25 protein-coding genes are annotated in these 20,592 nt (G+C 67.6%); 3 read left to right on the forward strand and 22 right to left on the reverse strand.

Features of this window, described 5'->3' with window-relative positions:
• Positions 1 to 4: 4 nt before the first annotated feature.
• The 10 genes from ACSQ4M_RS34275 to ACSQ4M_RS34320 all read right to left on the reverse strand — a co-directional run bounded on the left by ACSQ4M_RS34275 (position 5) and on the right by ACSQ4M_RS34320 (position 7,335).
• A complete protein-coding gene (locus tag ACSQ4M_RS34275) occupies positions 5 to 769 on the reverse strand; it encodes a YoaK family protein (RefSeq protein ID WP_436193807.1) in 765 nt (254 codons plus the stop codon).
• A gap of 36 nt (positions 770 to 805) precedes the next feature.
• Positions 806 to 1,486 (reverse strand): HAD family hydrolase, encoded by a 681-nt coding sequence (locus tag ACSQ4M_RS34280; RefSeq protein ID WP_436193808.1) that lies wholly within the window; start codon positions 1,484 to 1,486, stop codon positions 806 to 808.
• 22 nt (positions 1,487 to 1,508) lie between these two features.
• Entirely contained in the window at positions 1,509 to 1,883 is a 375-nt protein-coding gene (locus ACSQ4M_RS34285; RefSeq protein WP_436194121.1) for a YchJ family protein, read from the reverse strand.
• Between the two features lie 20 nt (positions 1,884 to 1,903).
• Positions 1,904 to 3,034 (reverse strand): acyl-CoA dehydrogenase family protein, encoded by a 1,131-nt coding sequence (locus tag ACSQ4M_RS34290; RefSeq protein ID WP_436193809.1) that lies wholly within the window; start codon positions 3,032 to 3,034, stop codon positions 1,904 to 1,906.
• 16 nt (positions 3,035 to 3,050) lie between these two features.
• The gene (locus ACSQ4M_RS34295) at positions 3,051 to 3,680 is read right to left on the reverse strand and encodes a pyridoxamine 5'-phosphate oxidase family protein (RefSeq protein WP_436193810.1); all 630 of its coding nucleotides are present in this window, start codon (positions 3,678 to 3,680) and stop codon (positions 3,051 to 3,053) included.
• Positions 3,680 to 4,351, reverse strand: a complete 672-nt coding sequence (locus ACSQ4M_RS34300; protein ID WP_436193811.1) for an SDR family oxidoreductase — start codon at positions 4,349 to 4,351, stop codon at positions 3,680 to 3,682. The genes ACSQ4M_RS34295 and ACSQ4M_RS34300 overlap by 1 nt, the downstream gene beginning before the upstream one ends.
• A complete protein-coding gene (locus ACSQ4M_RS34305) occupies positions 4,351 to 5,544 on the reverse strand; it encodes an acetyl-CoA C-acyltransferase (protein ID WP_436193812.1) in 1,194 nt (397 codons plus the stop codon). Before ACSQ4M_RS34305 ends, ACSQ4M_RS34300 begins: the two co-directional genes overlap by 1 nt.
• A 45-nt stretch (positions 5,545 to 5,589) precedes the next feature.
• Positions 5,590 to 6,282, reverse strand: coding sequence for a carbonate dehydratase (gene can, locus ACSQ4M_RS34310; protein WP_436193813.1), 693 nt, complete (start codon positions 6,280 to 6,282; stop codon positions 5,590 to 5,592).
• A 98-nt stretch (positions 6,283 to 6,380) separates the two neighbouring features.
• Positions 6,381 to 6,842: a PaaI family thioesterase gene (locus ACSQ4M_RS34315; protein ID WP_436193814.1), complete on the reverse strand. Its 462-nt coding sequence runs from the start codon at positions 6,840 to 6,842 to the stop codon at positions 6,381 to 6,383.
• Positions 6,843 to 6,900: 58 nt separating this feature from the next.
• Positions 6,901 to 7,335 carry a MerR family transcriptional regulator gene (locus ACSQ4M_RS34320; RefSeq protein ID WP_436193815.1) on the reverse strand — a complete coding sequence of 145 codons (435 nt, stop codon included), beginning with the start codon at positions 7,333 to 7,335 and terminating at the stop codon, positions 6,901 to 6,903.
• Positions 7,336 to 7,442: 107 nt separating this feature from the next.
• On the opposite strand from ACSQ4M_RS34320, the gene ACSQ4M_RS34325 reads away from it, so the two are divergent.
• Positions 7,443 to 8,501 (forward strand): MBL fold metallo-hydrolase, encoded by a 1,059-nt coding sequence (locus tag ACSQ4M_RS34325; protein ID WP_436193816.1) that lies wholly within the window; start codon positions 7,443 to 7,445, stop codon positions 8,499 to 8,501.
• 153 nt (positions 8,502 to 8,654) lie between these two features.
• Positions 8,655 to 9,590, forward strand: a complete 936-nt coding sequence (gene rpoH / locus ACSQ4M_RS34330) for an RNA polymerase sigma factor RpoH (protein WP_436193817.1) — start codon at positions 8,655 to 8,657, stop codon at positions 9,588 to 9,590.
• An 83-nt stretch (positions 9,591 to 9,673) separates the two neighbouring features.
• Here the strand turns inward: rpoH and ACSQ4M_RS34335 are convergent, their stop codons facing one another.
• Genes ACSQ4M_RS34335 through ACSQ4M_RS34360 form a run of 6 tightly spaced genes read right to left on the reverse strand, consistent with a single transcriptional unit; the run spans position 9,674 to position 15,144 of the window.
• Positions 9,674 to 11,089, reverse strand: a complete 1,416-nt coding sequence (locus ACSQ4M_RS34335) for a hypothetical protein (RefSeq protein ID WP_436193818.1) — start codon at positions 11,087 to 11,089, stop codon at positions 9,674 to 9,676.
• A gap of 10 nt (positions 11,090 to 11,099) precedes the next feature.
• Complete coding sequence (locus tag ACSQ4M_RS34340; RefSeq protein WP_082551258.1) at positions 11,100 to 11,690, reverse strand: SCO family protein; 591 nt, start codon at positions 11,688 to 11,690, stop codon at positions 11,100 to 11,102.
• A 2-nt stretch (positions 11,691 to 11,692) separates the two neighbouring features.
• Entirely contained in the window at positions 11,693 to 12,607 is a 915-nt protein-coding gene (gene cyoE, locus ACSQ4M_RS34345; protein ID WP_436193819.1) for a heme o synthase, read from the reverse strand.
• A complete protein-coding gene (locus ACSQ4M_RS34350; protein ID WP_436193820.1) occupies positions 12,604 to 13,773 on the reverse strand; it encodes a COX15/CtaA family protein in 1,170 nt (389 codons plus the stop codon). The genes cyoE and ACSQ4M_RS34350 overlap by 4 nt, the downstream gene beginning before the upstream one ends.
• A complete protein-coding gene (locus ACSQ4M_RS34355) occupies positions 13,770 to 14,504 on the reverse strand; it encodes a hypothetical protein (protein ID WP_436193821.1) in 735 nt (244 codons plus the stop codon). Before ACSQ4M_RS34355 ends, ACSQ4M_RS34350 begins: the two co-directional genes overlap by 4 nt.
• Positions 14,446 to 15,144 carry an SURF1 family protein gene (locus ACSQ4M_RS34360; protein WP_436193822.1) on the reverse strand — a complete coding sequence of 233 codons (699 nt, stop codon included), beginning with the start codon at positions 15,142 to 15,144 and terminating at the stop codon, positions 14,446 to 14,448. Before ACSQ4M_RS34360 ends, ACSQ4M_RS34355 begins: the two co-directional genes overlap by 59 nt.
• A gap of 50 nt (positions 15,145 to 15,194) precedes the next feature.
• On the opposite strand from ACSQ4M_RS34360, the gene ACSQ4M_RS34365 reads away from it, so the two are divergent.
• Positions 15,195 to 15,422, forward strand: coding sequence for a twin transmembrane helix small protein (locus ACSQ4M_RS34365; protein WP_189685099.1), 228 nt, complete (start codon positions 15,195 to 15,197; stop codon positions 15,420 to 15,422).
• Positions 15,423 to 15,482: 60 nt separating this feature from the next.
• Here ACSQ4M_RS34365 and ACSQ4M_RS34370 read toward each other — a convergent pair whose 3' ends face one another.
• The 6 genes from ACSQ4M_RS34370 to ACSQ4M_RS34395 are packed head-to-tail and all read right to left on the reverse strand — an operon-like array spanning position 15,483 to position 20,456.
• Complete coding sequence (locus ACSQ4M_RS34370) at positions 15,483 to 16,364, reverse strand: cytochrome c oxidase subunit 3 (RefSeq protein WP_436193823.1); 882 nt, start codon at positions 16,362 to 16,364, stop codon at positions 15,483 to 15,485.
• A gap of 1 nt (position 16,365) precedes the next feature.
• On the reverse strand, positions 16,366 to 16,971 hold the full coding sequence (locus ACSQ4M_RS34375; RefSeq protein ID WP_436193824.1) for a cytochrome c oxidase assembly protein: 606 nt from the start codon (positions 16,969 to 16,971) through the stop codon (positions 16,366 to 16,368).
• On the reverse strand, positions 16,968 to 17,081 hold the full coding sequence (locus tag ACSQ4M_RS34380) for a cytochrome oxidase small assembly protein (RefSeq protein WP_436193825.1): 114 nt from the start codon (positions 17,079 to 17,081) through the stop codon (positions 16,968 to 16,970). Before ACSQ4M_RS34380 ends, ACSQ4M_RS34375 begins: the two co-directional genes overlap by 4 nt.
• A gap of 12 nt (positions 17,082 to 17,093) precedes the next feature.
• Positions 17,094 to 18,719 (reverse strand): cytochrome c oxidase subunit I, encoded by a 1,626-nt coding sequence (gene ctaD / locus ACSQ4M_RS34385; RefSeq protein WP_436193826.1) that lies wholly within the window; start codon positions 18,717 to 18,719, stop codon positions 17,094 to 17,096.
• 32 nt (positions 18,720 to 18,751) lie between these two features.
• Positions 18,752 to 19,939 (reverse strand): cytochrome c oxidase subunit II, encoded by a 1,188-nt coding sequence (gene coxB, locus ACSQ4M_RS34390; RefSeq protein WP_436193827.1) that lies wholly within the window; start codon positions 19,937 to 19,939, stop codon positions 18,752 to 18,754.
• Positions 19,940 to 19,979: 40 nt separating this feature from the next.
• The gene (locus tag ACSQ4M_RS34395) at positions 19,980 to 20,456 is read right to left on the reverse strand and encodes a DUF2244 domain-containing protein (protein WP_436193828.1); all 477 of its coding nucleotides are present in this window, start codon (positions 20,454 to 20,456) and stop codon (positions 19,980 to 19,982) included.
• Positions 20,457 to 20,592: the final 136 nt, after the last annotated feature.

A 20,592-nucleotide genomic window follows, 5' to 3' on the forward strand; every position in this document is an offset into this window, starting at 1 on the left:
GCGCCTAGAGACGGCGCGGCCGCGCCAGCAGCGGCCGCAGCTTGTGCAGGTCGCGCCATAGCGGCGGCAGCGAGATCGTCAGCAGCAGCGCGGCGAGCGGCACCACGCAGACGAATCCCAGGTGCGTGAAGCCAAGCGCGCCAGCGATGCCGCCCAGCACGAAGGCGGCCAGCAGGCCCCCCGTGAGTCGCAGCTTGGCGCGGTCGTGACGCACCGGTCGGTGTGCGACGGCGGTACGGTTCAGGTAGAGCAGCTTGCCCAGTTCCATCCCCAGGTCTGTCACGTTGCCTGTCATGTGCGTGGTGCGCACACGCCCGCCCGAGGCCTTGGAGCTCACGGCGTTCTGCAGGCCCATGATGAAGGACAGCAGCAAGACCGTGAGTGGCACCGTGAACGGCGTCTGCCAGCCCAGCGTGATGGCGCCCACCAGACCGAACGGGAACATCAGCAGCGCTTCGAAGAACAGCGGCAAGGCGTAGATGCTGTCCAGCCGGTGCTGGCGCCCCCAATTGACCAGCATGGCCGTGGCTGCAGCCCCAGCGACGAAGGCCAGCAAGGCGCCCAGCGCCGTCAGCACGAGACGCGTCTGCCCCAGGGCCACCCCGTCGGCCAGCTGCGAGGTGAAGCCCGTCATGTGCGAGGTGTACTGGTGCAGCACGAGAAAGCCGCCCGCGTTGATGGCCCCTGCGTTGAAGGCCAGCAACAGGCCCAGCACCAGGTTGGTCGACGGTGCGCGGTGCCGGCTGGTCAGGACGAGGAAGCGACGCATGGCGGAGGACAGAGCAAGCGCGGTGCCGGCCTGGCTTCAGTCCCAGAACGACAGCAGGGCCGGCAATGCCGCCATGTCCTCGAAAACATGGGCGGCGCCGGCGGCGCGCAGGGCCTCGGCCGGGCTGTGGCCAGGGCCGCCCGGGCTGTAGCCAAACACCGTGGCACCGGCCGCTGCGCCCGCAGTGACGCCGGTGACCGTGTCCTCCACCACCGCGCAGCGGCGCGGGTCCACGCCCAGCGCCTCGGCCGCGGCGAGGTACACGTCGGGAAAGGGCTTGGAGCGCGGCATCTCGTGCCCGCTGAAGATGCGGCCCTCGAACAGCGGGTACAGGCCCACCTTGCGCAGCTGCATCTCGACCTTGCCGCGGTCGGCACCCGAGGCGCAGGCGATGCGCCCACCGGTGGCTTCGTGCAGCGCGGGCACCGCCTCCAGGGCCCCGGCAATGGGCAGCAGATCACGCTCCAGCGCCGCGTTGCGCCGGCCCCAGAAGGCCTGCAGCCACTCGGCCGTGACCGGCTGGCCGGTGCGCTGCTCGATCAGCGCTGCCTCGTCCTTGACGGCCTTGCCGATGAAGATGCGCATGCACTCTTCCTGCGTGATCTGCCAGCCGCGCTCGCCCAGGACCTGGACGAGCACGCGGTGGGTGATGGGTTCGGAATCGACGAGCACGCCGTCGCAGTCGAACAAGATGGCTTCGAATCGCATGGCCACCATTGGACCACGCACCGGGGGCCGTTCAGTGCAGCGAACCGTCCAGGTAGTACCAGCGCCCACCCTCGCGCACGAAGCGGCTGCGCTCGTGCAGGCGGTGCGCGCGACCGCTGGCGTCGCGCTGGCGGGCAACGAACTCGACCTCGGCATGCTCGGCATCGACCTGCTGGTGGTCCTTCACCTGCAGGCCCAGCCAGCGCGTGCCGGCGTCGAAGTCGAGCTGCGCGGGCCGGTGGCTGGCGTGCCAGGTCGCCAGCAGGTAGTCGGCCCGTTCGCGCACGAAGGCGGTGTAGCGCGAGCGCATGAGCGACTCGGCATCGGGCGCGGGCGTCGCCTCCAAGGCGTCGAGGTAGCGGCCACAGCAGTCGGCATAGGCCAGCGCGCGCTGGCGCGCATCCATGCGGCCGCAGGGACAGGCCGTCACGCCAGCGCGCGCGTGATCAATATCTTCTGCACGTCGCTCGTGCCCTCGTAGATCTGGCACACGCGCACGTCGCGGTAGATGCGCTCCACGGGGAAGTCGTTGACCACGCCGTAGCCACCCAGCGTCTGGATCGCCGCGCTGCAGACGCGCTCGGCCATCTCGCTGGCGAACAGCTTGGCCATGGCTGCTTCCTTGAGGCACGGCAAGCCCGCATCGCGCAGGCTCGCGGCATGCCAGATCAGCTGGCGCGCGGCCTCGATCTGCGTTGCGCAGTCGGCCAGCCGGAAGCCCACCGCCTGGTGCTGGAAGATCGGCTGGCCGAAGCTCTCGCGCTGCTTGGCATAGGCCAGCGCGGCCTCGAAGGCGCTGCGCGCCATGCCCACGCTCTGCGCAGCGATGCCGATGCGCCCGCCTTCGAGCGCGCCCAGCGCAATCTTGTAGCCCTCGCCCTCGGCGCCGATCAGGTGGTCGGCCGGGATGCGACAGCCCTCGAAGTTGATCTGCGCCGTGTCGCTGCTGTGCTGGCCCAGCTTGTCCTCCAGCCGCGCCACCTGGTAGCCCGGTGTGTCGGTGGGCACGAGGAAGGCGCTCATGCCCTTCTTGCCGGCGCCCTTGTCGGTCACGGCGATGACGATGGCCACCTGGCCGTTCTTGCCGCTGGTGATGAACTGCTTGACGCCGTCGATCACATAGCCGTCGCCGTCGCGCCGTGCCGTGGTGCGCAGGGCCGAGGCATCGGAGCCCACATGCGGCTCGGTCAGGCAGAAGGCCCCCAGCATCTGGCCCTGGGCCAGGGGTTCGAGCCAGCGCTTCTTCTGCGCGGCGTTGCCATAGCGCATCAGGATGGCGTTGACGGGGCAGTTGGTCACGCTGATGGCCGTGCTGGTGCCGCCGTCGCCGGCCGCGATCTCTTCGAGCACGAGCGCCAGGGTGAGGTAGTCCAGGCCGGCGCCGCCATGCTCCTCGGGTACGCAGATGCCGTACGCACCAAGCGCAGCCAGGCCCTGGTGGGCGGCCTTGGGGAAATGGTGTTCGCGGTCCCATTGCGCGGCGTGCGGCCACAGCTCGGCCTGGGCAAAGGCGCGCACGGCGTCGCGGATGGCTTCCTGGTCGGGGGTCAGCAGCATGGTCGGTTCCGTTGTCTCAGGCGGAGGCTTGTGTTTCCTGGGCGAGCTGGTCGCGGTAGCGCGCCAGCATCTGCTCCTGGGTCTCGGTCGGCGCGCCAGCGCCGATCTGGTCGTGGATCATCTGGTTCATGCTGGGCAGCGCAGCACGCTCGGGCCAGGTGCCGGGCTGCCACAGCTGCGAGCGCATGAAGGCCTTGGCGCAGTGCAGGTAGACCTCCTCGACCTGCACCTCGATCACGAGCCTGGGGCGCTGGCGCTCCTCGGCGAAGCGGTCGACAAACTCCGCCTCATCGCGCAGCCGCGCACGGCCGTTCACGCGCAGCGTCTCTTGCACGTTGGGGACCAGGAAGATCAACGCCAGGCGCGGGTCGGCCAGCAGGTTCTCCAGCGTGTCGAGCCGGTTGTTGCCGCCCGAATCGGGCAGCAGCAGCGTGCGTTCGTCGGCCAGCTTGACGAAACCCGGCGTGCCGCCGCGCGGCGAGGCGTCGAGCAGGGCTCCGTATACGCCACCCGTGGCGACCACGCAGAACGGCGACAGCGCGATGAACCGCGCCGCGTGCGGATCGACATGGTCCAGCTGCTTGCGCAGCGCGCGTTCGCCGGGCGCGGCGTACAGGCCGCGCAGTTGTTCCAAGGTCTGAATCATCACCACCCTTCGAAAGGTCTGCCGTCGTAGTCGAGGAATGCGCCCTTGTGTTGGGGGCCGAGCCCGTCGAGCGCGGCGCGCATGCCGGCGACGCTCTGGTCCACGCGCAAGGGAGCGGCCGCGCCGCCCATGTCGGTCTGCACCCAGCCGGGCGACAGCGCGACCAGGATGGCCTGCGGATAGTCGTGCTGCGCAGAAGCCACCGCCATGTTCAGGGCGGCCTTGCTGGCGCGGTAGACCCAGGCCAGGCTGTCGTCCACGCCCGCGATGCGGCCCATCTCGCTCGTGATGAAGGCAAAGCGGCCGTGCGGCGCGGCCTCGACCAGCGGCGCCACCTGCGGAATGGCCTGCATGGCGCCCAGCACATTGGTGTGCATGAGCCGGTCGAAGTCCTCGCGCGTGGGCGGCGTGCGCGCATCGGCCGTGACCCAGGCACCGGCCACGTAGAGCGCGATGTCGATCTTCTCGCCGTCCAGCTGCCAGGCCAGGCCGCTCACGCTGGCCGGGTTGGCCACGTCCACGCGCAGCGGCGTGGCACCCAGGGCCTTCAAGCCGGCCAGGCCCGCGTCGTCGCGCGCCGTGGCGATCACGCGGTCGCCGGCCGCGCGGTACTGGCGCACGAACTCCAGGCCGATGCCGCGCGAAGCGCCGATGACGAGGACCGTGGCCATCAGAGCAGTTCGAGTGCCAGCGCAGTCGCCTCGCCGCCGCCGATGCACAGCGTGGCGATGCCGCGCTTCTTGCCCCGGGCCTGCAGCGCATGGATCAGCGTGACCATGATGCGTGCGCCGCTGGCACCGATCGGGTGGCCCAGCGCGCAGGCGCCGCCATTGACGTTGACGATGTCGTGCGACAGGCCGAGTTCGGTCATCAGCGCCATGGGCACGACGGCGAAGGCCTCGTTGATCTCCCACAGGTCCACATCGGCCACGCTCCAGCCGGTCTTGGCCAGCAGCTTCTGCGTGGCGCCCACGGGCGCGGTGGCGAACCAGTTGGGTTCCTGCGCGTGCGTGGTGTGGGCCACGATGCGCGCGATCGGCTTGGCGCCCAGGCGCTGCGCCGTGGAGGCACGGGCCAACACCAGCGCGGCGGCGCCGTCGTTGATCGACGAGCTGGAGGCGGCGGTGATGGTGCCGTCCTTCTTGAACGCGGGCTTGAGCGTGGGGATCTTGTCCAGCTTGATCTTGCCCGGGCCTTCGTCCACGGCGATCAATTGCTCGCCGGCGCGGGTCTTGACCGTCACGGGCGCGATCTCGGCCCGGAAGGCACCGGAGGCCGTCGCCTCCTGGGCACGCCGCACGCTGGCGACGGCGAATTGGTCCTGCTCCTCGCGCGTGAAGCCGTACTTGGCGGCGCAGTCCTCGCCGAAGGTGCCCATGGAGCGGCCGGCCTCGTAGGCGTCTTCCAGGCCGTCCAGCATCATGTGGTCCATCACGCGGTCGTGGCCGATGCGGATGCCGCTGCGGCCCTTCGGGAGCAGGTGCGGCGCGTTGGTCATGCTCTCCATGCCGCCGGCCACCATGACCTCGTGCGTGCCGGCCAGCAGCATGTCGTGCGCCAGCATGGCCGCCTTCATGCCCGAGCCGCACATCTTGGACAGCGTGACGGCGCCCGCACTCTTGGGCAGGCCGCCCTTGAACGCGGCTTGGCGCGCGGGCGCCTGGCCCTGGCCGGCCATCAGGCAGTTGCCGAACAGGACCTCGCCGACCAACTCGGGCGAGATGCCGGCACGCTCGACGGCGGCCTGGATCGCGACGCCGCCCAGGTCGTGCGCCGCCAGGCCGGCGAAGTCGCCCTGGAAGCCGCCCATGGGCGTGCGCGCGGCACCGAGGATGACGATGGGGTCTTGGTTTGCTTGGCTCATGGTGTCTCCTTCAAAGGTGGATGGGAGGTTTGGAAAGCGGGCGGCCTACTCGTCGTCTTCCTCGGGCTGCAGCGGCTGGCCGCTGTCGTGCCGGGGGTAGCGCTTGATGGCCGCGCGGAAGATGTCGAGCACGGAGTCAGCATCGCTGATGCTGACCTTGAGGTCGTTGACCAGGCCGTCCTTGAGGCCATAGCACCAGCCATGGATGGTCAGCGGCTGGCCACGCGCCCAGGCGTCCTGCACGACGGTGGACAAGGCCACGTTGCCGACCTGCTCGATCACGTTGATCTCGCACAGCACGTCGTGCCGCTGCTGCTCGGTCGGCAGGTGGTCGATGCGCTTCCTGTGGCGCAGCCGCAGGTCGGCGATGTGGGCCAGCCAGTTGTCGGCCAGGCCCACGCGCTGGCCCAGCAGCGCGGCGCGCACGCCGGCACAGCCGTAGTGGCCGGTCACCATGATGTGCTCGACGCGCAGGTGGTCGACGGCGAACTGGATGGTCGACAGCGCGTTGAGGTCCGAATGCACCACCACGTTGGCCACGTTGCGGTGCACGAACACCTCGCCCGGGTCCAGGCCCGTGATTTCATTGGCCGGCACGCGGCTGTCGGCGCAGCCGATCCACATGTAGCGCGGCTTTTGCTGCGCCATGAGGCCGGTGAAGAAGCCCGGACGCTCCTGCTCGACCCGGGCAGCCCAGGCGCGGTTGTTGGCGAGGAGGTGTTCGAGAGAGTTGCTCATCTGGATCGTTCCCTTTGCAAAGCTGTGGAATCTGGAATGGATCTGCTGCGCCGCAGCAAACACCGCATTTTCCGCGCTCGCGGACGGGGCCTTGGAACTCAGTGGCGAATGCCCTCGCGGCCGACCACGGCCATCAGCGTGCAGTTCATCGTGGCGACCAGCCTCTCGCGCCCGTCGTCGAAGGCCAGCGCCCGGCCCTCGACCACGCTGATGGTGCGGCCGGGCTTGAGCACCTGCCCCTCCATGCGAAAGCGCTGGCCCTTGGCCGGCGCCAGCAGGTTGATCTTGAATTCGATGGTCAGCACGGCAGCATCGGCCGCCATCAGCGTGAAGCCGGCGTAGCCGCAGGCCGAATCCAGCGCCGTGGCAAGCATGCCGGCATGCAGGAAGCCGTGCTGCTGCGTCAAACCAGGCGCCCAATCCAGTTCGACCGCCACCAGGCCCGGATCGACCTGCGCCAGCCGCGCGCCCAGCGTCTGCATCGCGCCCTGGCGGGCGAAGCTGTCGTGCACACGCGCAGACCAGTCGGCCACCTGGGGTTCGAAGACGGGGTTGCTCATCGCGGCGCTCCAGACAGGTAAGTAATTGACGTTTACGTAAACGTCAATCATAGCCAGCTCAGCTGGAACGCGCCAGCAGCGCGCGCGCCTCGCGCTCGTGCGCCTTCACTTCATCAAGGTTGGCGTGCAGCTCGGTCAGCTGCGCCTCCAGCGCCTGGCGGTGCGCGGCCAGCACGTCCAGGAACTTGCGCAACTGGGGGCCGGTGTCGCGCGGGCTGTCGTACATGTCGAGGATCTCGCGCGCCTCGTTCAGCGACAGGCCCAGGCGCTTGGCCCGCAGCGTGAGCTTGAGCCGCGTGCGGTCGCGCGCGGCGTAGACGCGCACGCGGCCGCCCGGTCCGCTGCGCTGCGGCTGCAGCAGGCCCATGTCCTCGTAGAAGCGGATGGCGCGGGTGGTCAGGTCGAACTCGCGGGCCAGGTCGCCGATGCTGTAGGTGCCGGCGTCGGCGGCGGTCTCGTCGGACGGCGGGGGGCAGGAGGCATCGGTGGTCATCGGCAGGGCATACGGAGGTGACAGGTGAAAGAGCAGGCGCATTCCTAGAATGACATCGGATTACAGATGACGTTTACGTCAACGTCAACCCAACCGGCAGACACTCCATGAACGCACTCGAAAGCCAGCTGCACTACCCCTTTGGTGATCAGATGCCGGAGCCGGGCAAGACCATGGAGGTGGTGCCCGGAATGCGTTGGATCCGCATGGCGTTGCCGTTCGCACTGGACCACATCAACCTCTGGCTGCTGCGCGACGAGATCGACGGCCGCGCTGGCTGGACCGTGGTGGACTGCTGCATCGCGCGCGGCGAGGCCAAGGCGCAATGGGAAGAGGTGTTCGCCACGCAGTTGCAGGGCCTGCCGATCCTGCGCGTGATCGTCACGCACATGCATCCGGACCACATCGGCCTGGCGCATTGGCTGTGCACGCGCTGGAACGCGCCGCTGTGGATCAGCGCCACCGACTACCACGTGGCCCGGCTCAATACCCAGGGCACCAGCGGCAACGGCGGCGAAGCGGCCGCTAACTTCTTCCGCAGCCACGGGCTGGCGGACCCGGCAGCGCTGGAGCAGGTGCGCGGCCGCACCAACTACTACGCCGACATGGTGCCGGACGTGCCGCGCCAGTACATCCGCCTGCTGGACGGCATGCACCTGAGCATCGGCGGGCGCGCGTGGCGCTGCATCAGCGGCTACGGCCATGCGCCCGAACACATCGCGCTGTACTGCGAAGAAGCGGCTGTGCTGGTGGGCGGCGACATGATGCTGCCGCGCATCTCGACCAACGTCAGCGTCTACGACAACGAGCCCGAAGCCAACGCGCTGCAGCTGTTCCTGGACTCCATCGACAAGTTCCGGCCGCTGCCGCCCGAGACCCTGACGCTGCCAGCCCACGGCAAGCCGTTCCGCGGCCTGCACACCCGCATCGACCAGTTGCACGATCACCACCGCCAGCATCTGGAGCGCGTCATGGAGGCCTGCCGCACGCTGGGCCCGCGCACCGGCGCCGACCTGCTGCCCGTGCTGTTCACGCGCAAGCTGGATCTGCACCAGACCACCTTCGCCATGGGCGAGGCCGTGGCCCACCTGCACAAGCTGTGGTTCGACGGCCAGTTGCAACGCCGACGTGGCGAAGACGGGGTCTACCGCTTCGCCCTCGCTTAGGCCAGGCTGAAGACGCGGAACCGAAGAGCGTCCGCCAGCATCCAACCTCGGTCGGGAAGGGGTTATCCACACCCCCGTCAAGGGCGCAGACAACGCCCTTAGCACTCACCACCGGAGAGTGCTAGTATTTCCCCTGAAGGAAAGGAATCTGGTATGAGTTTTCAAACTGGAACCACGTCCGTTGCGCTTGCCACGGCGAACCCATGGTCGCTGGTCCCGCCGCTGGGCAACCTGGACGCGTACATCTCCGCGGTCAACCGCATGCCCATGCTCACGCTCGAGCAGGAGCAGGAGTACGCGCGCAAGCTCAAGAACGACAACGATCTGGAAGCCGCCGGAAAGCTGGTGCTGTCGCACCTGCGCCTGGTGGTGTCCGTGGCCCGCCAATACCTGGGCTACGGCCTGCCGCACGGCGACCTGATCCAGGAAGGCAATGTGGGCCTCATGAAGGCCGTCAAGCGCTTCGACCCCGAACAGGGCGTGCGCCTGGTCAGCTACGCGCTGCACTGGATCAAGGCCGAGATGCACGAGTACATCCTGAAGAACTGGCGCATGGTCAAGGTGGCGACCACCAAGGCCCAGCGCAAGCTGTTCTTCAACCTGCGCTCGATGAAGCAGGGCTTCAAGGCCGATGCGGCCGAGGGCGAGACCCACCGCGACTCGCTCAGCGAGGGCCAGATCGAGGCCATGGCCGAGCAGCTCAACGTGAAGCGCGAGGATGTGATCGAGATGGAAGCCCGGCTGTCGGGCGGCGACGTGATGCTCGATCCCGGCCCGTCCGACGACGGCGAGGACAGTTACGGTCCGATCGCCTATCTGGCCGACGCCAAGCAGGAGCCTACGGCGCTGATCGAGTCGCGCCAGCGCGACCGGCTGGCCAGCGATGGCATCAGCACGGCCCTGGCCGAGTTGGACCCGCGCAGCCGGCGCATCGTCGAGGAGCGCTGGCTCAAGGTCAACGACGACGGCTCTGGCGGCATGACGCTGCACGAGCTGGCGGCCGACTACGGCGTGAGCGCCGAGCGCATCCGCCAGATCGAATCGGCGGCCATGAAGAAGATGAAGAAGGCGCTGGCGTACTACGCCTGACCGCCGGCTCCCTCCTGCAAAACGCCAGCGCCTGCGCTGGCGTTTTGCTTTCTGGACGCACGATCCGGGTTCGGGGATTCGATTCAAGGCCGGGCGAGCAGCGTGTCCGGCTGCAGCGCGCCCACGACCACCGGCGGGCCGTTCAGGCGCTGAACCTGCAAAGGGTGGACATACTGGGCCGAAGGCACGGCCGTTCCGGCCTGCACGACCTGGTATGCCAAGGCCATGCCGCGGTCGTTGACCCGGTAGTCGTAGCGTGCAGGCTGCATGAAGACGCTCCAGTCGGTTTGGCGGCTGTTGACATCGGTGTGCTCCACCGGAATCTGCAAGCCGCCGCGCCCCACCAGCAGGTTGTTGGCCAACAGCACCCGTTCGGTTCCTGGCGCCGCGCGCACGAAGGTTCCGCCATGCGGGTGGTCGTTGACCAGGGTGTTGCTGGCGAGCTCCAGCGTATTGCGCTGATGGGCCAGCCCCTCGGCGCCGAAGCTCACCATGACGGAGTTCTCCGTCCTGCGCCCCTGCTGCACCACATTGCCCACCAGGCGAACCACCCCTCCATTGGGGAAGTCCATTTCGTAGCTGGCCCGGCCACCCTCTTCGTCGGTCAGGCGGTTGTAGAACACCTCGTTCACCGCAGCCCGGCTCTTGAGCAGGTGCCCCGTGTCGGCGTGGTGCAGGTAACTGCCCGTGATGCTGAAGCGGCCGATGTGGCCGACGTAGATGTTGTGGCTCTGGCCGTCGCCGTCGCCGTTGTAGCCGAACTCGCTGGACGCGACTTCCAGCTGGCTGTCGGGCTGGCTGCCGATGGTCAGGATGCCGTTCTGGTTGCCCCAGAACAGGCAGTGCGCAACCCGCAAGTGCCCGCCTTCGAAGCGGATGCCGGCGCCGTTCTTGTCCGCGACCTTCGCGCCGACGAAGTCGAAGCCCGAAATATCGAAGTCGCCGTTGCGGATGACCCAGATGGCTTTGCCCTGCGCACTGCGGCCGTCGGCGATCAGCCGGACGCGGCCACCGACGGCCCGGATCGTCAGCTGCTTCTGGCCCCAGACCGCCACGTCGCCCCGGTAGGTGCCTGCCTGCACTTCCACGGTATCCCCGCTGCGTGCCAGCTTCGCCGCGGCGGCGATCGAGAGCAGCGCCTCTTGCGGCCCGACCCGCCACACCTTGCCCTGCGGCAACGGTTGCTCCGTGAGCGGCGGAGCCGCCCGCTCCGGCACCGGTGGAACGACGAACACGGTGCGCCGCCGCTCGGCGATGGATGGTGCATCGAACCAGCCGCGCAACAGCCCCATGGCCGGCAGCGCCACGGTCTCGAGCTTGTTATGCCCCTGCAACCGACGCTCCGCGTAGTCCATCAGCTCGCCCGGCGTGCGGCCGACGCGCTGGTACGCCCACCAGCCAATGGCCAGCCCGACGAGCCCCCCGCACAGGATCAGCGCGGCCAGCCAATGCAGCCAACGTCCTCTCGACTTGCCTTTGCGGCTGGATGGTGCGCGCATGGCCGACCGCTCAACCGGCCTGCTTCAGCAACTGCCGCACATCGGCGAGCAACGCATCGGCCCCGGAGCCGTAACGCACGTACAGGCGCAGCCGCCCCTGCGGGTCGTAGACATAGCTGCCGGCCGAATGGTCCATGGTGTAGCTGGTGGGCGTCTTGCCTTCGACCTTCTTGTAGTACACCTTGAAGTCCTTGGCCAGCGCCGCCAGGCCTTCGGGCGAGGTGCGCAAGGCCAGGAAGCTCGGGTCGAAGTTCGCCATGTAGGCTTTCAGCACCTCGGGCGTGTCGCGCTCGGGGTCCACCGTCACGAACAGGCCTTGCAGCTTGTCGCCGTCCGCGCCCAGCGACTGCTTGACCTGGGCCAGCTCGGCCATGGAGGTCGGACAGACGTCGGGGCATTGCGCGAAGCCGAAGAACACCACAACCACCTTGCCGCGGAAGTCCTGCAGGCTGCGTTCCTGGCCGTTGTGGTCGGTCAGGCGGAAGTCCTTGGCATAGTCCGCCCCGGTGATGTCCACCGCCGTGAAGCTGGGCTTGGTGTCGGTGCAGGCGGCCAGGCAGCCGGCGGCGGCCAGCGCGATCAGGGTGCGTCGGTGGAGCATGTTCACAGGAGGTAGTGGTCCAGCAGCAGCGCCGCGAACAGGGCGGCCAGGTGAACCAGCGAGAAGCGGAAGGTCTTGCGCGCCAGCGCATCGGAGTAGTTGCGCCACAGCCGGAAGCCGTAGGCGCAAAAGCCGATGCTGAGCACCACGGCCGTGGCCAGGTAGAGCCACGAGCTCATGCCGTAGACGAAGGGCAGCAGGCAGGCCGCGAACAGGATCAGCGTGTAGAGCCAGACCTGCAGGCGGGTGAATTCGTTGCCGTGCGTCACGGGCAGCATGGGCAGGCCGGACTTGCGGTAGTCCTCTACGCGGTACAGCGCCAGCGCCCAGAAATGCGGCGGCGTCCACAGGAAGATGATCAGGAACAGGATCATGGCCTCCGGCCCCACATCGCCCGTCATCGCAGCCCAGCCCAGCACCGGCGGCATGGCGCCCGAGGCGCCGCCGATCACGATGTTCTGCGGCGTCAGCGGCTTGAGGATGACGGTGTAGACCACGGCGTAGCCGACGAAGGTCGCCAGGGTCAGCCACATGGTCAGCACGTTGACGCTGAAGTACAGCAGCACCGAGCCCCCGACGCACAGCAGCGCGGAGAACAGCAGCGTCTGGCCATCGCCGAGTTCGTTCTTGGCCGTCGGGCGCCAGGCCGTGCGCTTCATGCGCGCGTCGATGCCCTTCTCGACCAGGCAGTTGAAGGCCGCGGCCGCGCCGGCCACGAGCCAGATGCCCAGGCAGGCCACGGCCATCTGGCGCAGCTGCATCCAGGATGGCAGGCCGGGCACGGCCAGCACCATGCCGATCAGCGCGCAGAACACGATGAGCTGCACCACGCGCGGCTTGGTCAGGACATAGAACTGCTGGAAGCGCGACATGCTGGGGCGTGCGAGGGCGGTGGGGTGCGGATCGATGGCGCTCATCGAGCCGCCTCCAAGGTCTGCTGCAGCGGAGCCGGCACGGCCGTGCGCACGGACTCGGTGGCGCAGAGCAGCCAGGTCAGCACCACGACCAACCCGGCGGCCCCGCCCGTGTGCGAGACGGCGGCCACCAGCGGCCAGTCCAGCACGACGTTCGACAGGCCGGTGCCGAACTGCCAGGCGGCCAGTGCCGCGAGCCAGCGCACCGGCCGCTGCAGCCCGGGCACATGCCACAGCCGCCAGGCCAGGCCGGCCAGCGCCGCGAGCACGGCATAGGCCGCGAGGCGGTGCACGTAGTGGATGGCGGTGAGCGCCGGGAAGGCGATGTGGCTGCCGTCGGCCAGCCGGCCCAGCGGCCGCCAGACCTGGAAGGCCTGCTCGAAGTCCATCGTCGGCCACCAACTGCCCTGGCAGGTCGGGAAATCGCTGCAGGCCAGCACCGCGTAGTTGGTGCTGACCCAGCCACCGAGCGCAATCTGCAGCAGCACCAGCGCCGCCGTGCCCCACAGCAGGCCGCGCAAGCCGGGCGACAGCACCACGGCGCGCAGCGCACCCGTGCGGCGCGCATCACGCACGACCTGGGCGCACAGCAGGGCCAGCAATGCGAGCCCGCCCAACAGGTGCAGCACGACGATGGCCGGGAACAGCTTGAGCGTGACGGTCCAGGCGCCGAAGGCGCCCTGCAGGCAGACCCAGCACAGCGTCAGTGTCGGCCAGCCCGGGTGGATGGCGTGCGGATCGCGCGGGCGCTGGCGCCAGGCCGCCCAGCTCACGGCGGCCAGGGCCAGGATCAGCACGCCCACCGCGGTCGCGAGATAGCGGTGCACCATCTCGATCCAGGCCTTGGTGTGGGTCACCGGGCCCGTGGGCATGGCCGTCTGGGCCGCGGAAATCTCCGCGTGCGCGCCGATCGGGCTGGCCTTGCCGTAGCAGCCGGGCCAATCCGGGCAGCCCAGGCCGGAATCGGTCAGCCGCGTGAAGGCGCCGAACAGCACCAGGTCGAAGGTCAGGAACAAGGTCAGCAGGGTCAGCGCGCGCCGCCGCCTGGCGGGCGAGGCACCCCGGTTGCGCAGGGCCACCCAGGCCAGCGGGCCGAGCGCGAGCACGACGCCCATCAGCATCATGCGGGCGATCGGACTCCAGTCGTAGGAAGCCACATCCATCGTCATCGGCCCGCGTTGTCCCAGGAGCCCGAGGCGCGCAACAGGCGCTCGATGTCGCGCTTGGCCTTGGCCGCGCTCGCGGCGTCCAGCGCTGGCGGCAGCCGCATCATCCAGTTGCCCATGGGATCGACGATGTACAGGTGGGCCGGCAAGGCCTGGCCCGCCGCCGGGGCCAGCCACTGCGCCAGGCCCGCGCGGTCGACACGCAGCACGGTGGCGCTCTGCAGCGCCGGGCGCAGGGTCTCGCGCACGGGCGCGCCGTCGTCGACGAGCCAGACCCAGTCCACGCGCTCCTTCTCCTTGCCCAGGCTCTCGCGCAGTTGGCGCTGCAGGTACAGGTTGCGTTCGCAGGCTGCGTCGCAGTCGCCGCCGGCCACGCTGACCAGCAACCACTGGCCCTTGAGACTGGGCAGGCGCAGCGTCTGGCCATCCAGGTCCACGGCCGGCAGGTCCGGCAGCGGCCGTTGCGGATCGATGAGTTCGCCGAACACGCTGCGCCCCTCGGGCCGGACCAGGTAGTAGGTGAAGTACGAGGCGATCACGGGCGCGGCGCAGACCAGGACCACGAGCAGCATCTTCAAGCGCCCGCTGCGTGTGCGCTGCGCCGCCTCGCCCGCGGCTTCGGCCTCGGCCGGCGACGGCAGCGAATGAACCGTCAGGCCCAGCGGCTGGTCGGCTTCAGCCATGGCGCGCGAGGCGCCGAACGGCGGGACGTCGGACAAATTGGAACCAGACATAAAGACCCGTCAGCAGGGCGCAGAGCCCGAACCACTGGAAGGCATAACCGTAGTGCTTCTCGACGCCGGTCCTGGGCACCGGCCATTCACGCAACAGCCCCGCTCCGTCCTCGCCCGTCTGTTGCACCGACTGCTGCCACAGCGGCAGCCCGGTCTCCTGGGCGAATGCGCCGAGGTCCAGATTCTGCCGGATCGTGCCCCTGTCCTCGCCAGCGAACTCGTAAAGCCTGGACGGCGCGGGGACGACGAGGCCCTCAATGTCCACCAGCCCGGCCGGCGTGGGGATCTTCGGCAGCGCCGTGCGGTCGACGAAATTGCGCTGCACCCAGCCGCGCTGCACCACCACCACGGTGGAACTGTTCTCCAGCGCCAGCGGCGTCAGCACGTAGAAGCCCGGCTGGCCGCGCATCTGGCGGTTGTCCAGGAACACGGTGCGCTCGGCGAGCCACAGGCCGCGCAGGCGCACGGGACGGTGCAGCAGCGCCAGCGGATCGGCCGCGCCCAGCATGGCCTGCGCGTCGAGCGCGGGCAGTTTCCCCTGCGAGTCGATGACCGCTTGCAGGGCCTCCTTCTCGGCCGCGCGCGACAGCTGCCAGCGCCCCAGCGAGGCAGTGCCGGCGATGCCCACGAGCGCCGCCAAGGTCACCAGCCAGAAGCGCAGCCCGAAGCGCCGCGCCGGATAATCCCCCCATGAGCTACTTCGCACTGGTTGCCTTCATCGCCATCATCGGCAGCCTGGGCGCCGCCCTGTACTTCATGCTGCGCGGCGGCCAGGATGCCGACGGCAAGACCCGCCCCAACCACATGGCGCGCGCGCTCGCGGTGCGCGTCGGACTGTCCATCCTGCTGTTCCTGTGCATCCTCATCGGCTGGAAACTGGGCTATCTGCATCCAACGGGCATTCCCGCCGGCAAGTAAGGGAAGAAGAAAAATGAAAAGGGCCGCTGCGCGGCCCTTTCGATGCGAGGCCTGGCAGCCTCAAAGCCAATACACCAACACGTACAGGCCGAGCCAGACCACGTCCACGAAGTGCCAGTACCAGGCCGCGCCTTCGAAGCCGAAATGGCGCTCCTTGGTGAAGTGGCCCTTCATCAGCCGCAGCGTGATGAACAACAGCATCAGCATGCCCACCAGCACGTGGAAGCCGTGGAAGCCCGTCAGCATGAAGAAGGTGGAACCGTAGGGGCCGGAGTTCAGCTTGAGGTTCAGGTCGCGGTAGGCGTGCACGTACTCGTAGCCCTGCACGAACAGGAACACGATGCCCAGGATCACCGTGGCCCACATCCAGGTGATGGTCTTGGCGCGCTCGCCGTGCTGCAGCGCATGGTGGGCGATCGTCAACGTCACGCCCGAGGTCAGCAGCAGCGCGGTATTGATGGTGGGCAGCCAGAACGGCGTCATGGCCTGGAAAGGCTCGACGATGTTGGCGGGCGAGCCGGTCACGCCAGCGGCCATGCTGGGCCACACGGCCTTGAAATCGGGCCACAGCAGTGCGTTGTCCAGGCTGCCGAGGACCGGCACCGAATGCACGCGCATCCACCACAAGGCCGTGAAGAAGGCGCCGAAGAACATCACCTCAGAGAAGATGAACCAACTCATGCTCCAGCGGTAGGAGAAGTCGATCTTGCGCCCGTACAGGCCACCCTCGCTCTCGGTGACGGCATCGCGGAACCACTGGTACAGCACCACCCACCAGAACAGCAGGCCGAAGGCCAGCGACCACTTGCCCCAGTCGTGGCCGTTGATCCACTGGGCTGCGCCCAGGATCACGAAGAACAGGCCGATGGCGGCCATGATCGGATGCCGCGAGGGCCCTGGGACGAAGTAATACGGCGTGGATCCGTGGGTCGTGGCACTCATCTCAGCTCCTGGTTTCTTTATTGGTTTGCGCGGCCGCGTCGGCACTGGCCGGTGCCGGCGGCGTCTTGCCGCCCACCTCGAAGAAGGTGTACGACAGCGTGATCGTGGTCACGTCCTTGGACAGCTTGGGGTCGATGATGAAGGCCACCGGCCATTCCTTCTTCTCGCCCGCGTCCAGCGTGTATTGCGTGAAGCAGAAGCACTCCAGCTTGTTGAAGTGCGCGGCGGCCTGGCGCGGCGCATAGCTCGGGATCGCCTGGGCCGCCATGCGCCGGTTCTGCACGTTCTGGAACTCGTACATCACGGTGGCCAGTTCGCCGGGATGCACCTGCATCGAGCGCATCGCCGGCTTGAACTCCCAGGGGCCGCGCGAGTTGGCGTCGAACTCCACCGTGATCGTGCGGCTGCGGTCAACCTGCGTGTTCTCCGGCGTGACCTTCGACACCACGCCAGGCACCTGGCGCTCGGACAGCGACAGGATGTTGATGCCCGTCATCTCGCAGATGGCGTTGTACAACGGCACCAGCGCATAGCCGAAGGCGAACATGCCGGCCGTCACCACGGCCAGCTTGCCCACCATGCGGACGTTGGCGCGCCGGATGCTCATGAGCGCCCCAGGTAGACCATCTTGACCATGAAGCCGATGAAGAAGACCAACGCCACGGACAGCAGGATCAGGCCGGTCCGCAGGTTCTGCTTCTTCTTGTCGGGCGTCATCGGCCTGTGTCCTCAACCGACCACGCGGGTCGCGGTGGCGTCCAGCTTGGGTGGGTTCTCGAAGGTGTGGAACGGCGCCGGCGACGGCACTTCCCACTCCAGGCCTTCGGCTGCTTCCCAAGGCTTCTGCGGCGCCTTGGCACCCTTGCCCATCATGCAGGGCAGCACGATGAACAGGAAGAAATAGACCTGCGCGATGCCGAAGAAGAACGCGCCCACGGTGGCGATGGCGTTGAAGTCGGCGAACTGCATCGGGTAGTCGGCATAGCGGCGCGGCATGCCGGCCAGGCCCAGGAAGTGCATCGGGAAGAAGGTCACGTTGAAGGCGATCAGCGACCACCAGAAGTGCACCTTGCCGCGCGTCTCGTTGTACATGACGCCGGTCCACTTGGGCAGCCAGTAGTAGACGCCCGCGAACATGGCGTACAGCGAGCCGGCCACCAGCACGTAGTGGAAGTGGGCCACCACGTAGTAGGTGTCCTGCAGCTGGATGTCGATCGGCGCCATGGCCAGGATCAGACCGGTGAAGCCGCCCATCGTGAACACGAAGATGAAGCCGACGGCGAACAGCATGGGCGTCTCGAAGGTCATCGAGCCCTGCCACATGGTGGCGATCCAGTTGAAGATCTTCACGGCCGTGGGCACCGCGATCAGCATGGTCGCGTACATGAAGAAAAGCTGGCCCGTGACCGGCATGCCGGTCGTGAACATGTGGTGCGCCCAGACGATGAACGACAGGATCGCGATCGACGACGTGGCGTACACCATGGAGGCGTAGCCGAACAGTTTCTTGCGCGCGAAGGCCGGCACGATCTGGCTCACGATGCCGAAGGCCGGCAAGATCATGATGTAGACCTCGGGGTGGCCGAAGAACCAGAAGATGTGCTGGTACATCACCGGGTCGCCGCCGCCGGCGGGGTTGAAGAAGCTGGTGCCGAAGTGGCGGTCGGTCAGCGTCATCGTGATGGCGCCGGCCAGCACGGGCATCACCGCGATCAGCAGGTAGGCCGTGATCAGCCAGGTCCAGCAGAACATCGGCATCTTCATGAGCGTCATGCCGGGGGCGCGCATGTTCAGGATGGTCACGATGATGTTGATCGAGCCCATGATGGACGAGGCGCCCAGGATGTGCATCGCGAAGATGCCGGCGTCCATGGACGGGCCCATCTGCAGCGTCAGCGGCGCGTAGAGCGTCCAGCCCGCGGCCGGTGCACCGCCGGGCATGAAGAACGAGCCGACCAGCATGCCTGCGGCCGGGATCATCAGCCAGAAGCTGAAGTTGTTCATGCGCGCGAACGCCATGTCCGAAGCACCGATCTGCAGCGGGATCATCCAGTTCGCGAAGCCCACGAAGCCCGGCATGATGGCGCCGAACACCATGATCAGCCCGTGCATGGTGGTCAGCGAGTTGAACAGCTCGGGGTTGACCAGCTGCAGGCCGGGCTGGAACAGCTCGGCGCGGATCAGCAGCGCCAGCACACCGCCCACCATCAGCATCGTGAAGCTGAACAGCAGGTACAGCGTGCCGATGTCCTTGTGGTTGGTGGCGAACAGCCAGCGGCGCCATCCGGTCGGCGCGTGGTGGTGTTCGTCGTGGGCGTGGTCGTGGTCGCCGTGGGGATGGAGGACTGCGCTCATCTCTGTTTCCTTCTGTGCGGGAATGCGCCGGTTTACTTCGCGCGCAGCGCGACGACTTCGGAGGGCTGGACGATCTGCCCGGTCTTGTTGGACCAGTTGTTCTTGGTGTAGCTGGCCACAGCCGCGAGGTCGGTGTCGCTCAATTGCTTCCACGAGGGCATGGCACCGTTGCCTGCGCCATTGAGCAGGATGGTCAGCTGCTTGGCGTGGTCGGTGTCGAGCACGATGGCGGAGCCGTCCAGCGGCTTGATCGGGCCGGCGCCCTTGCCGTTGGCCTGGTGGCAGGCCGCGCAGTTGGCGGCGTAGACGCGCTCGCCGCGCTTGACGATGTCTTCCAGCGTCCAGACCTTGGTCGGGTCATCGAGCTTGGCGGCAGCCTTCTTGCGCTCGCCATCAACCCAGACTGCGTACTGCTCGGCCGTCACCACCTTCACGTGGATGGGCATGTAGGCGTGTTCCTTGCCGCAGAGCTCGGCGCACTGGCCATAGAAGTCGCCGGTCTTCTCGGCGCGGAACCAGGTATCGCGCACGAAGCCGGGGATCGCATCCTGCTTGATGCCGAAGGCCGGCACCATGAAGGCGTGGATCACGTCGTTGGCCGTGGTGATGATGCGGACCTTCTTGTTGACGGGCACCACCAGCGCGTTGTCGACCTTGAGCAGGTAGTCGTCCACGGCCTGGCCCTTGGGCGGACCGCCAGCGTTGGACATGGCGCGGTGCGAGCTGTCCAGCGTGGAGACGAAGGAGATGCCCTCACCCTCGCCCTTGATGTAGTCGTAGCCCCACTTCCACTGCATGCCGGTGGCCTTGATGGTCAGATCGGCATTGCTGGTGTCCTTGAGCGCGACCACCACCTTGGTGGCCGGCAGCGCCATCAGGATCACGATGACGAAGGGCACGATGGTCCAGATCACCTCGACCACGACCGATTCGTGGAAGTTGGCGGCCTTGTGGCCGACCGACTTGCGGTGCTTCCAGATGGAATAGAACATCACCGCGAACACGGCGATGAAGATCACCGTGCACAGGATCAGCATGAACCAGTGCAGCCACTGCTGCTCTTCGGCGATCTTGGTGACGGGGGGATGCAGGTTGAGCTGGCGTACAGCCGGGCCGCCTGGAAGGTCGTTGACCGCGTGGGCCGCCGTCGCGAGCCAGGCCCCCGAGACGAGCGCGGTGCGAGATAGCAGGGAAGTCAGCTTGTTCCAGATCATTTTCATCGTCGTCTCTACTTCTTCAACCTTTTATGAACCACCCTGCTCAGGCCCCGCGCAACGCCATCCGGATCTCGCGCGCCAGCACCGGCCGCAGATCCGGGCGCACGTAACGCCCCACCTCCACGCATCGCCCCTGCCCCGACACCTCGATCAGCGAATGGTCGCTGGTCTTGGGTTCGACACGGACCCACTCCCTGCGGAACTCGGCCCGCTCCAGGCGCCCCGCGTTCTCGAGTTCGACGACCAGACGGTCGTCCTGCAGCGAGATGCGCTCGCCATCGGTCGCGTGCCGGGAGTACGCCAGAAAGGCAACGCCCACCAGAACCACTTCCAGCCACGCAAACGGCAGGACCAGCCTGGCACCTTGCAACCAGAAGAATGTCCCGATCCCGAGCGACACCACACAGATCGACGCATACAGGCCGCCCAACTGGCCCGGCGTGATGGAACAGTTGCGCTTCAGCAGCCAATGGATGCCTTGGCCCGAGACGGTGGCGAAGCGATAGACCAGTTTCGACACAGACAACGTTCAACCATCAATGCGGCGCGCGCCGCGGGTATTGACACCCGCCGGAACAACGCCTGGTTCATTCGTGGGGAAGCCCGAAATGCGTTTAAAAACCCTTCATTGTAGCCCGTGAATATTGCACGAATGT

The organism is Pseudorhodoferax sp. LjRoot39 (assembly GCF_964253035.1).
Classification (GTDB): domain Bacteria; phylum Pseudomonadota; class Gammaproteobacteria; order Burkholderiales; family Burkholderiaceae_C; genus Pseudorhodoferax.

What these genes read in the sequence shown, in the direction of transcription:
- ACSQ4M_RS34325 (WP_436193816.1), top strand. Translation starts at nt 7,443, where the DNA reads ATGAACGCACTCGAAAGCCAGCTGCACTACCCCTTTGGTGATCAGATG.
- coxB (WP_436193827.1), bottom strand. Translation starts at nt 19,939, where the DNA reads ATGAAAATGATCTGGAACAAGCTGACTTCCCTGCTATCTCGCACCGCG.
- ACSQ4M_RS34295 (WP_436193810.1), bottom strand. Translation starts at nt 3,680, where the DNA reads ATGATTCAGACCTTGGAACAACTGCGCGGCCTGTACGCCGCGCCCGGC.
- ACSQ4M_RS34300 (WP_436193811.1), bottom strand. Translation starts at nt 4,351, where the DNA reads ATGGCCACGGTCCTCGTCATCGGCGCTTCGCGCGGCATCGGCCTGGAG.
- ACSQ4M_RS34355 (WP_436193821.1), bottom strand. Translation starts at nt 14,504, where the DNA reads ATGTCTGGTTCCAATTTGTCCGACGTCCCGCCGTTCGGCGCCTCGCGC.
- ACSQ4M_RS34350 (WP_436193820.1), bottom strand. Translation starts at nt 13,773, where the DNA reads ATGACGATGGATGTGGCTTCCTACGACTGGAGTCCGATCGCCCGCATG.
- can (WP_436193813.1), bottom strand. Translation starts at nt 6,282, where the DNA reads ATGAGCAACTCTCTCGAACACCTCCTCGCCAACAACCGCGCCTGGGCT.
- ACSQ4M_RS34335 (WP_436193818.1), bottom strand. Translation starts at nt 11,089, where the DNA reads ATGCGCGCACCATCCAGCCGCAAAGGCAAGTCGAGAGGACGTTGGCTG.
- ctaD (WP_436193826.1), bottom strand. Translation starts at nt 18,719, where the DNA reads ATGAGCGCAGTCCTCCATCCCCACGGCGACCACGACCACGCCCACGAC.
- ACSQ4M_RS34290 (WP_436193809.1), bottom strand. Translation starts at nt 3,034, where the DNA reads ATGCTGCTGACCCCCGACCAGGAAGCCATCCGCGACGCCGTGCGCGCC.
- ACSQ4M_RS34370 (WP_436193823.1), bottom strand. Translation starts at nt 16,364, where the DNA reads ATGAGTGCCACGACCCACGGATCCACGCCGTATTACTTCGTCCCAGGG.
- ACSQ4M_RS34285 (WP_436194121.1), bottom strand. Translation starts at nt 1,883, where the DNA reads ATGGATGCGCGCCAGCGCGCGCTGGCCTATGCCGACTGCTGTGGCCGC.
- ACSQ4M_RS34375 (WP_436193824.1), bottom strand. Translation starts at nt 16,971, where the DNA reads ATGAGCATCCGGCGCGCCAACGTCCGCATGGTGGGCAAGCTGGCCGTG.
- ACSQ4M_RS34315 (WP_436193814.1), bottom strand. Translation starts at nt 6,842, where the DNA reads ATGAGCAACCCCGTCTTCGAACCCCAGGTGGCCGACTGGTCTGCGCGT.
- cyoE (WP_436193819.1), bottom strand. Translation starts at nt 12,607, where the DNA reads ATGAGCGCCATCGATCCGCACCCCACCGCCCTCGCACGCCCCAGCATG.
- ACSQ4M_RS34305 (WP_436193812.1), bottom strand. Translation starts at nt 5,544, where the DNA reads ATGAGCCAAGCAAACCAAGACCCCATCGTCATCCTCGGTGCCGCGCGC.
- ACSQ4M_RS34280 (WP_436193808.1), bottom strand. Translation starts at nt 1,486, where the DNA reads ATGGTGGCCATGCGATTCGAAGCCATCTTGTTCGACTGCGACGGCGTG.
- ACSQ4M_RS34320 (WP_436193815.1), bottom strand. Translation starts at nt 7,335, where the DNA reads ATGACCACCGATGCCTCCTGCCCCCCGCCGTCCGACGAGACCGCCGCC.
- ACSQ4M_RS34340 (WP_082551258.1), bottom strand. Translation starts at nt 11,690, where the DNA reads ATGCTCCACCGACGCACCCTGATCGCGCTGGCCGCCGCCGGCTGCCTG.
- ACSQ4M_RS34275 (WP_436193807.1), bottom strand. Translation starts at nt 769, where the DNA reads ATGCGTCGCTTCCTCGTCCTGACCAGCCGGCACCGCGCACCGTCGACC.
- rpoH (WP_436193817.1), top strand. Translation starts at nt 8,655, where the DNA reads ATGAGTTTTCAAACTGGAACCACGTCCGTTGCGCTTGCCACGGCGAAC.
- ACSQ4M_RS34365 (WP_189685099.1), top strand. Translation starts at nt 15,195, where the DNA reads ATGAGCTACTTCGCACTGGTTGCCTTCATCGCCATCATCGGCAGCCTG.
- ACSQ4M_RS34380 (WP_436193825.1), bottom strand. Translation starts at nt 17,081, where the DNA reads ATGACGCCCGACAAGAAGAAGCAGAACCTGCGGACCGGCCTGATCCTG.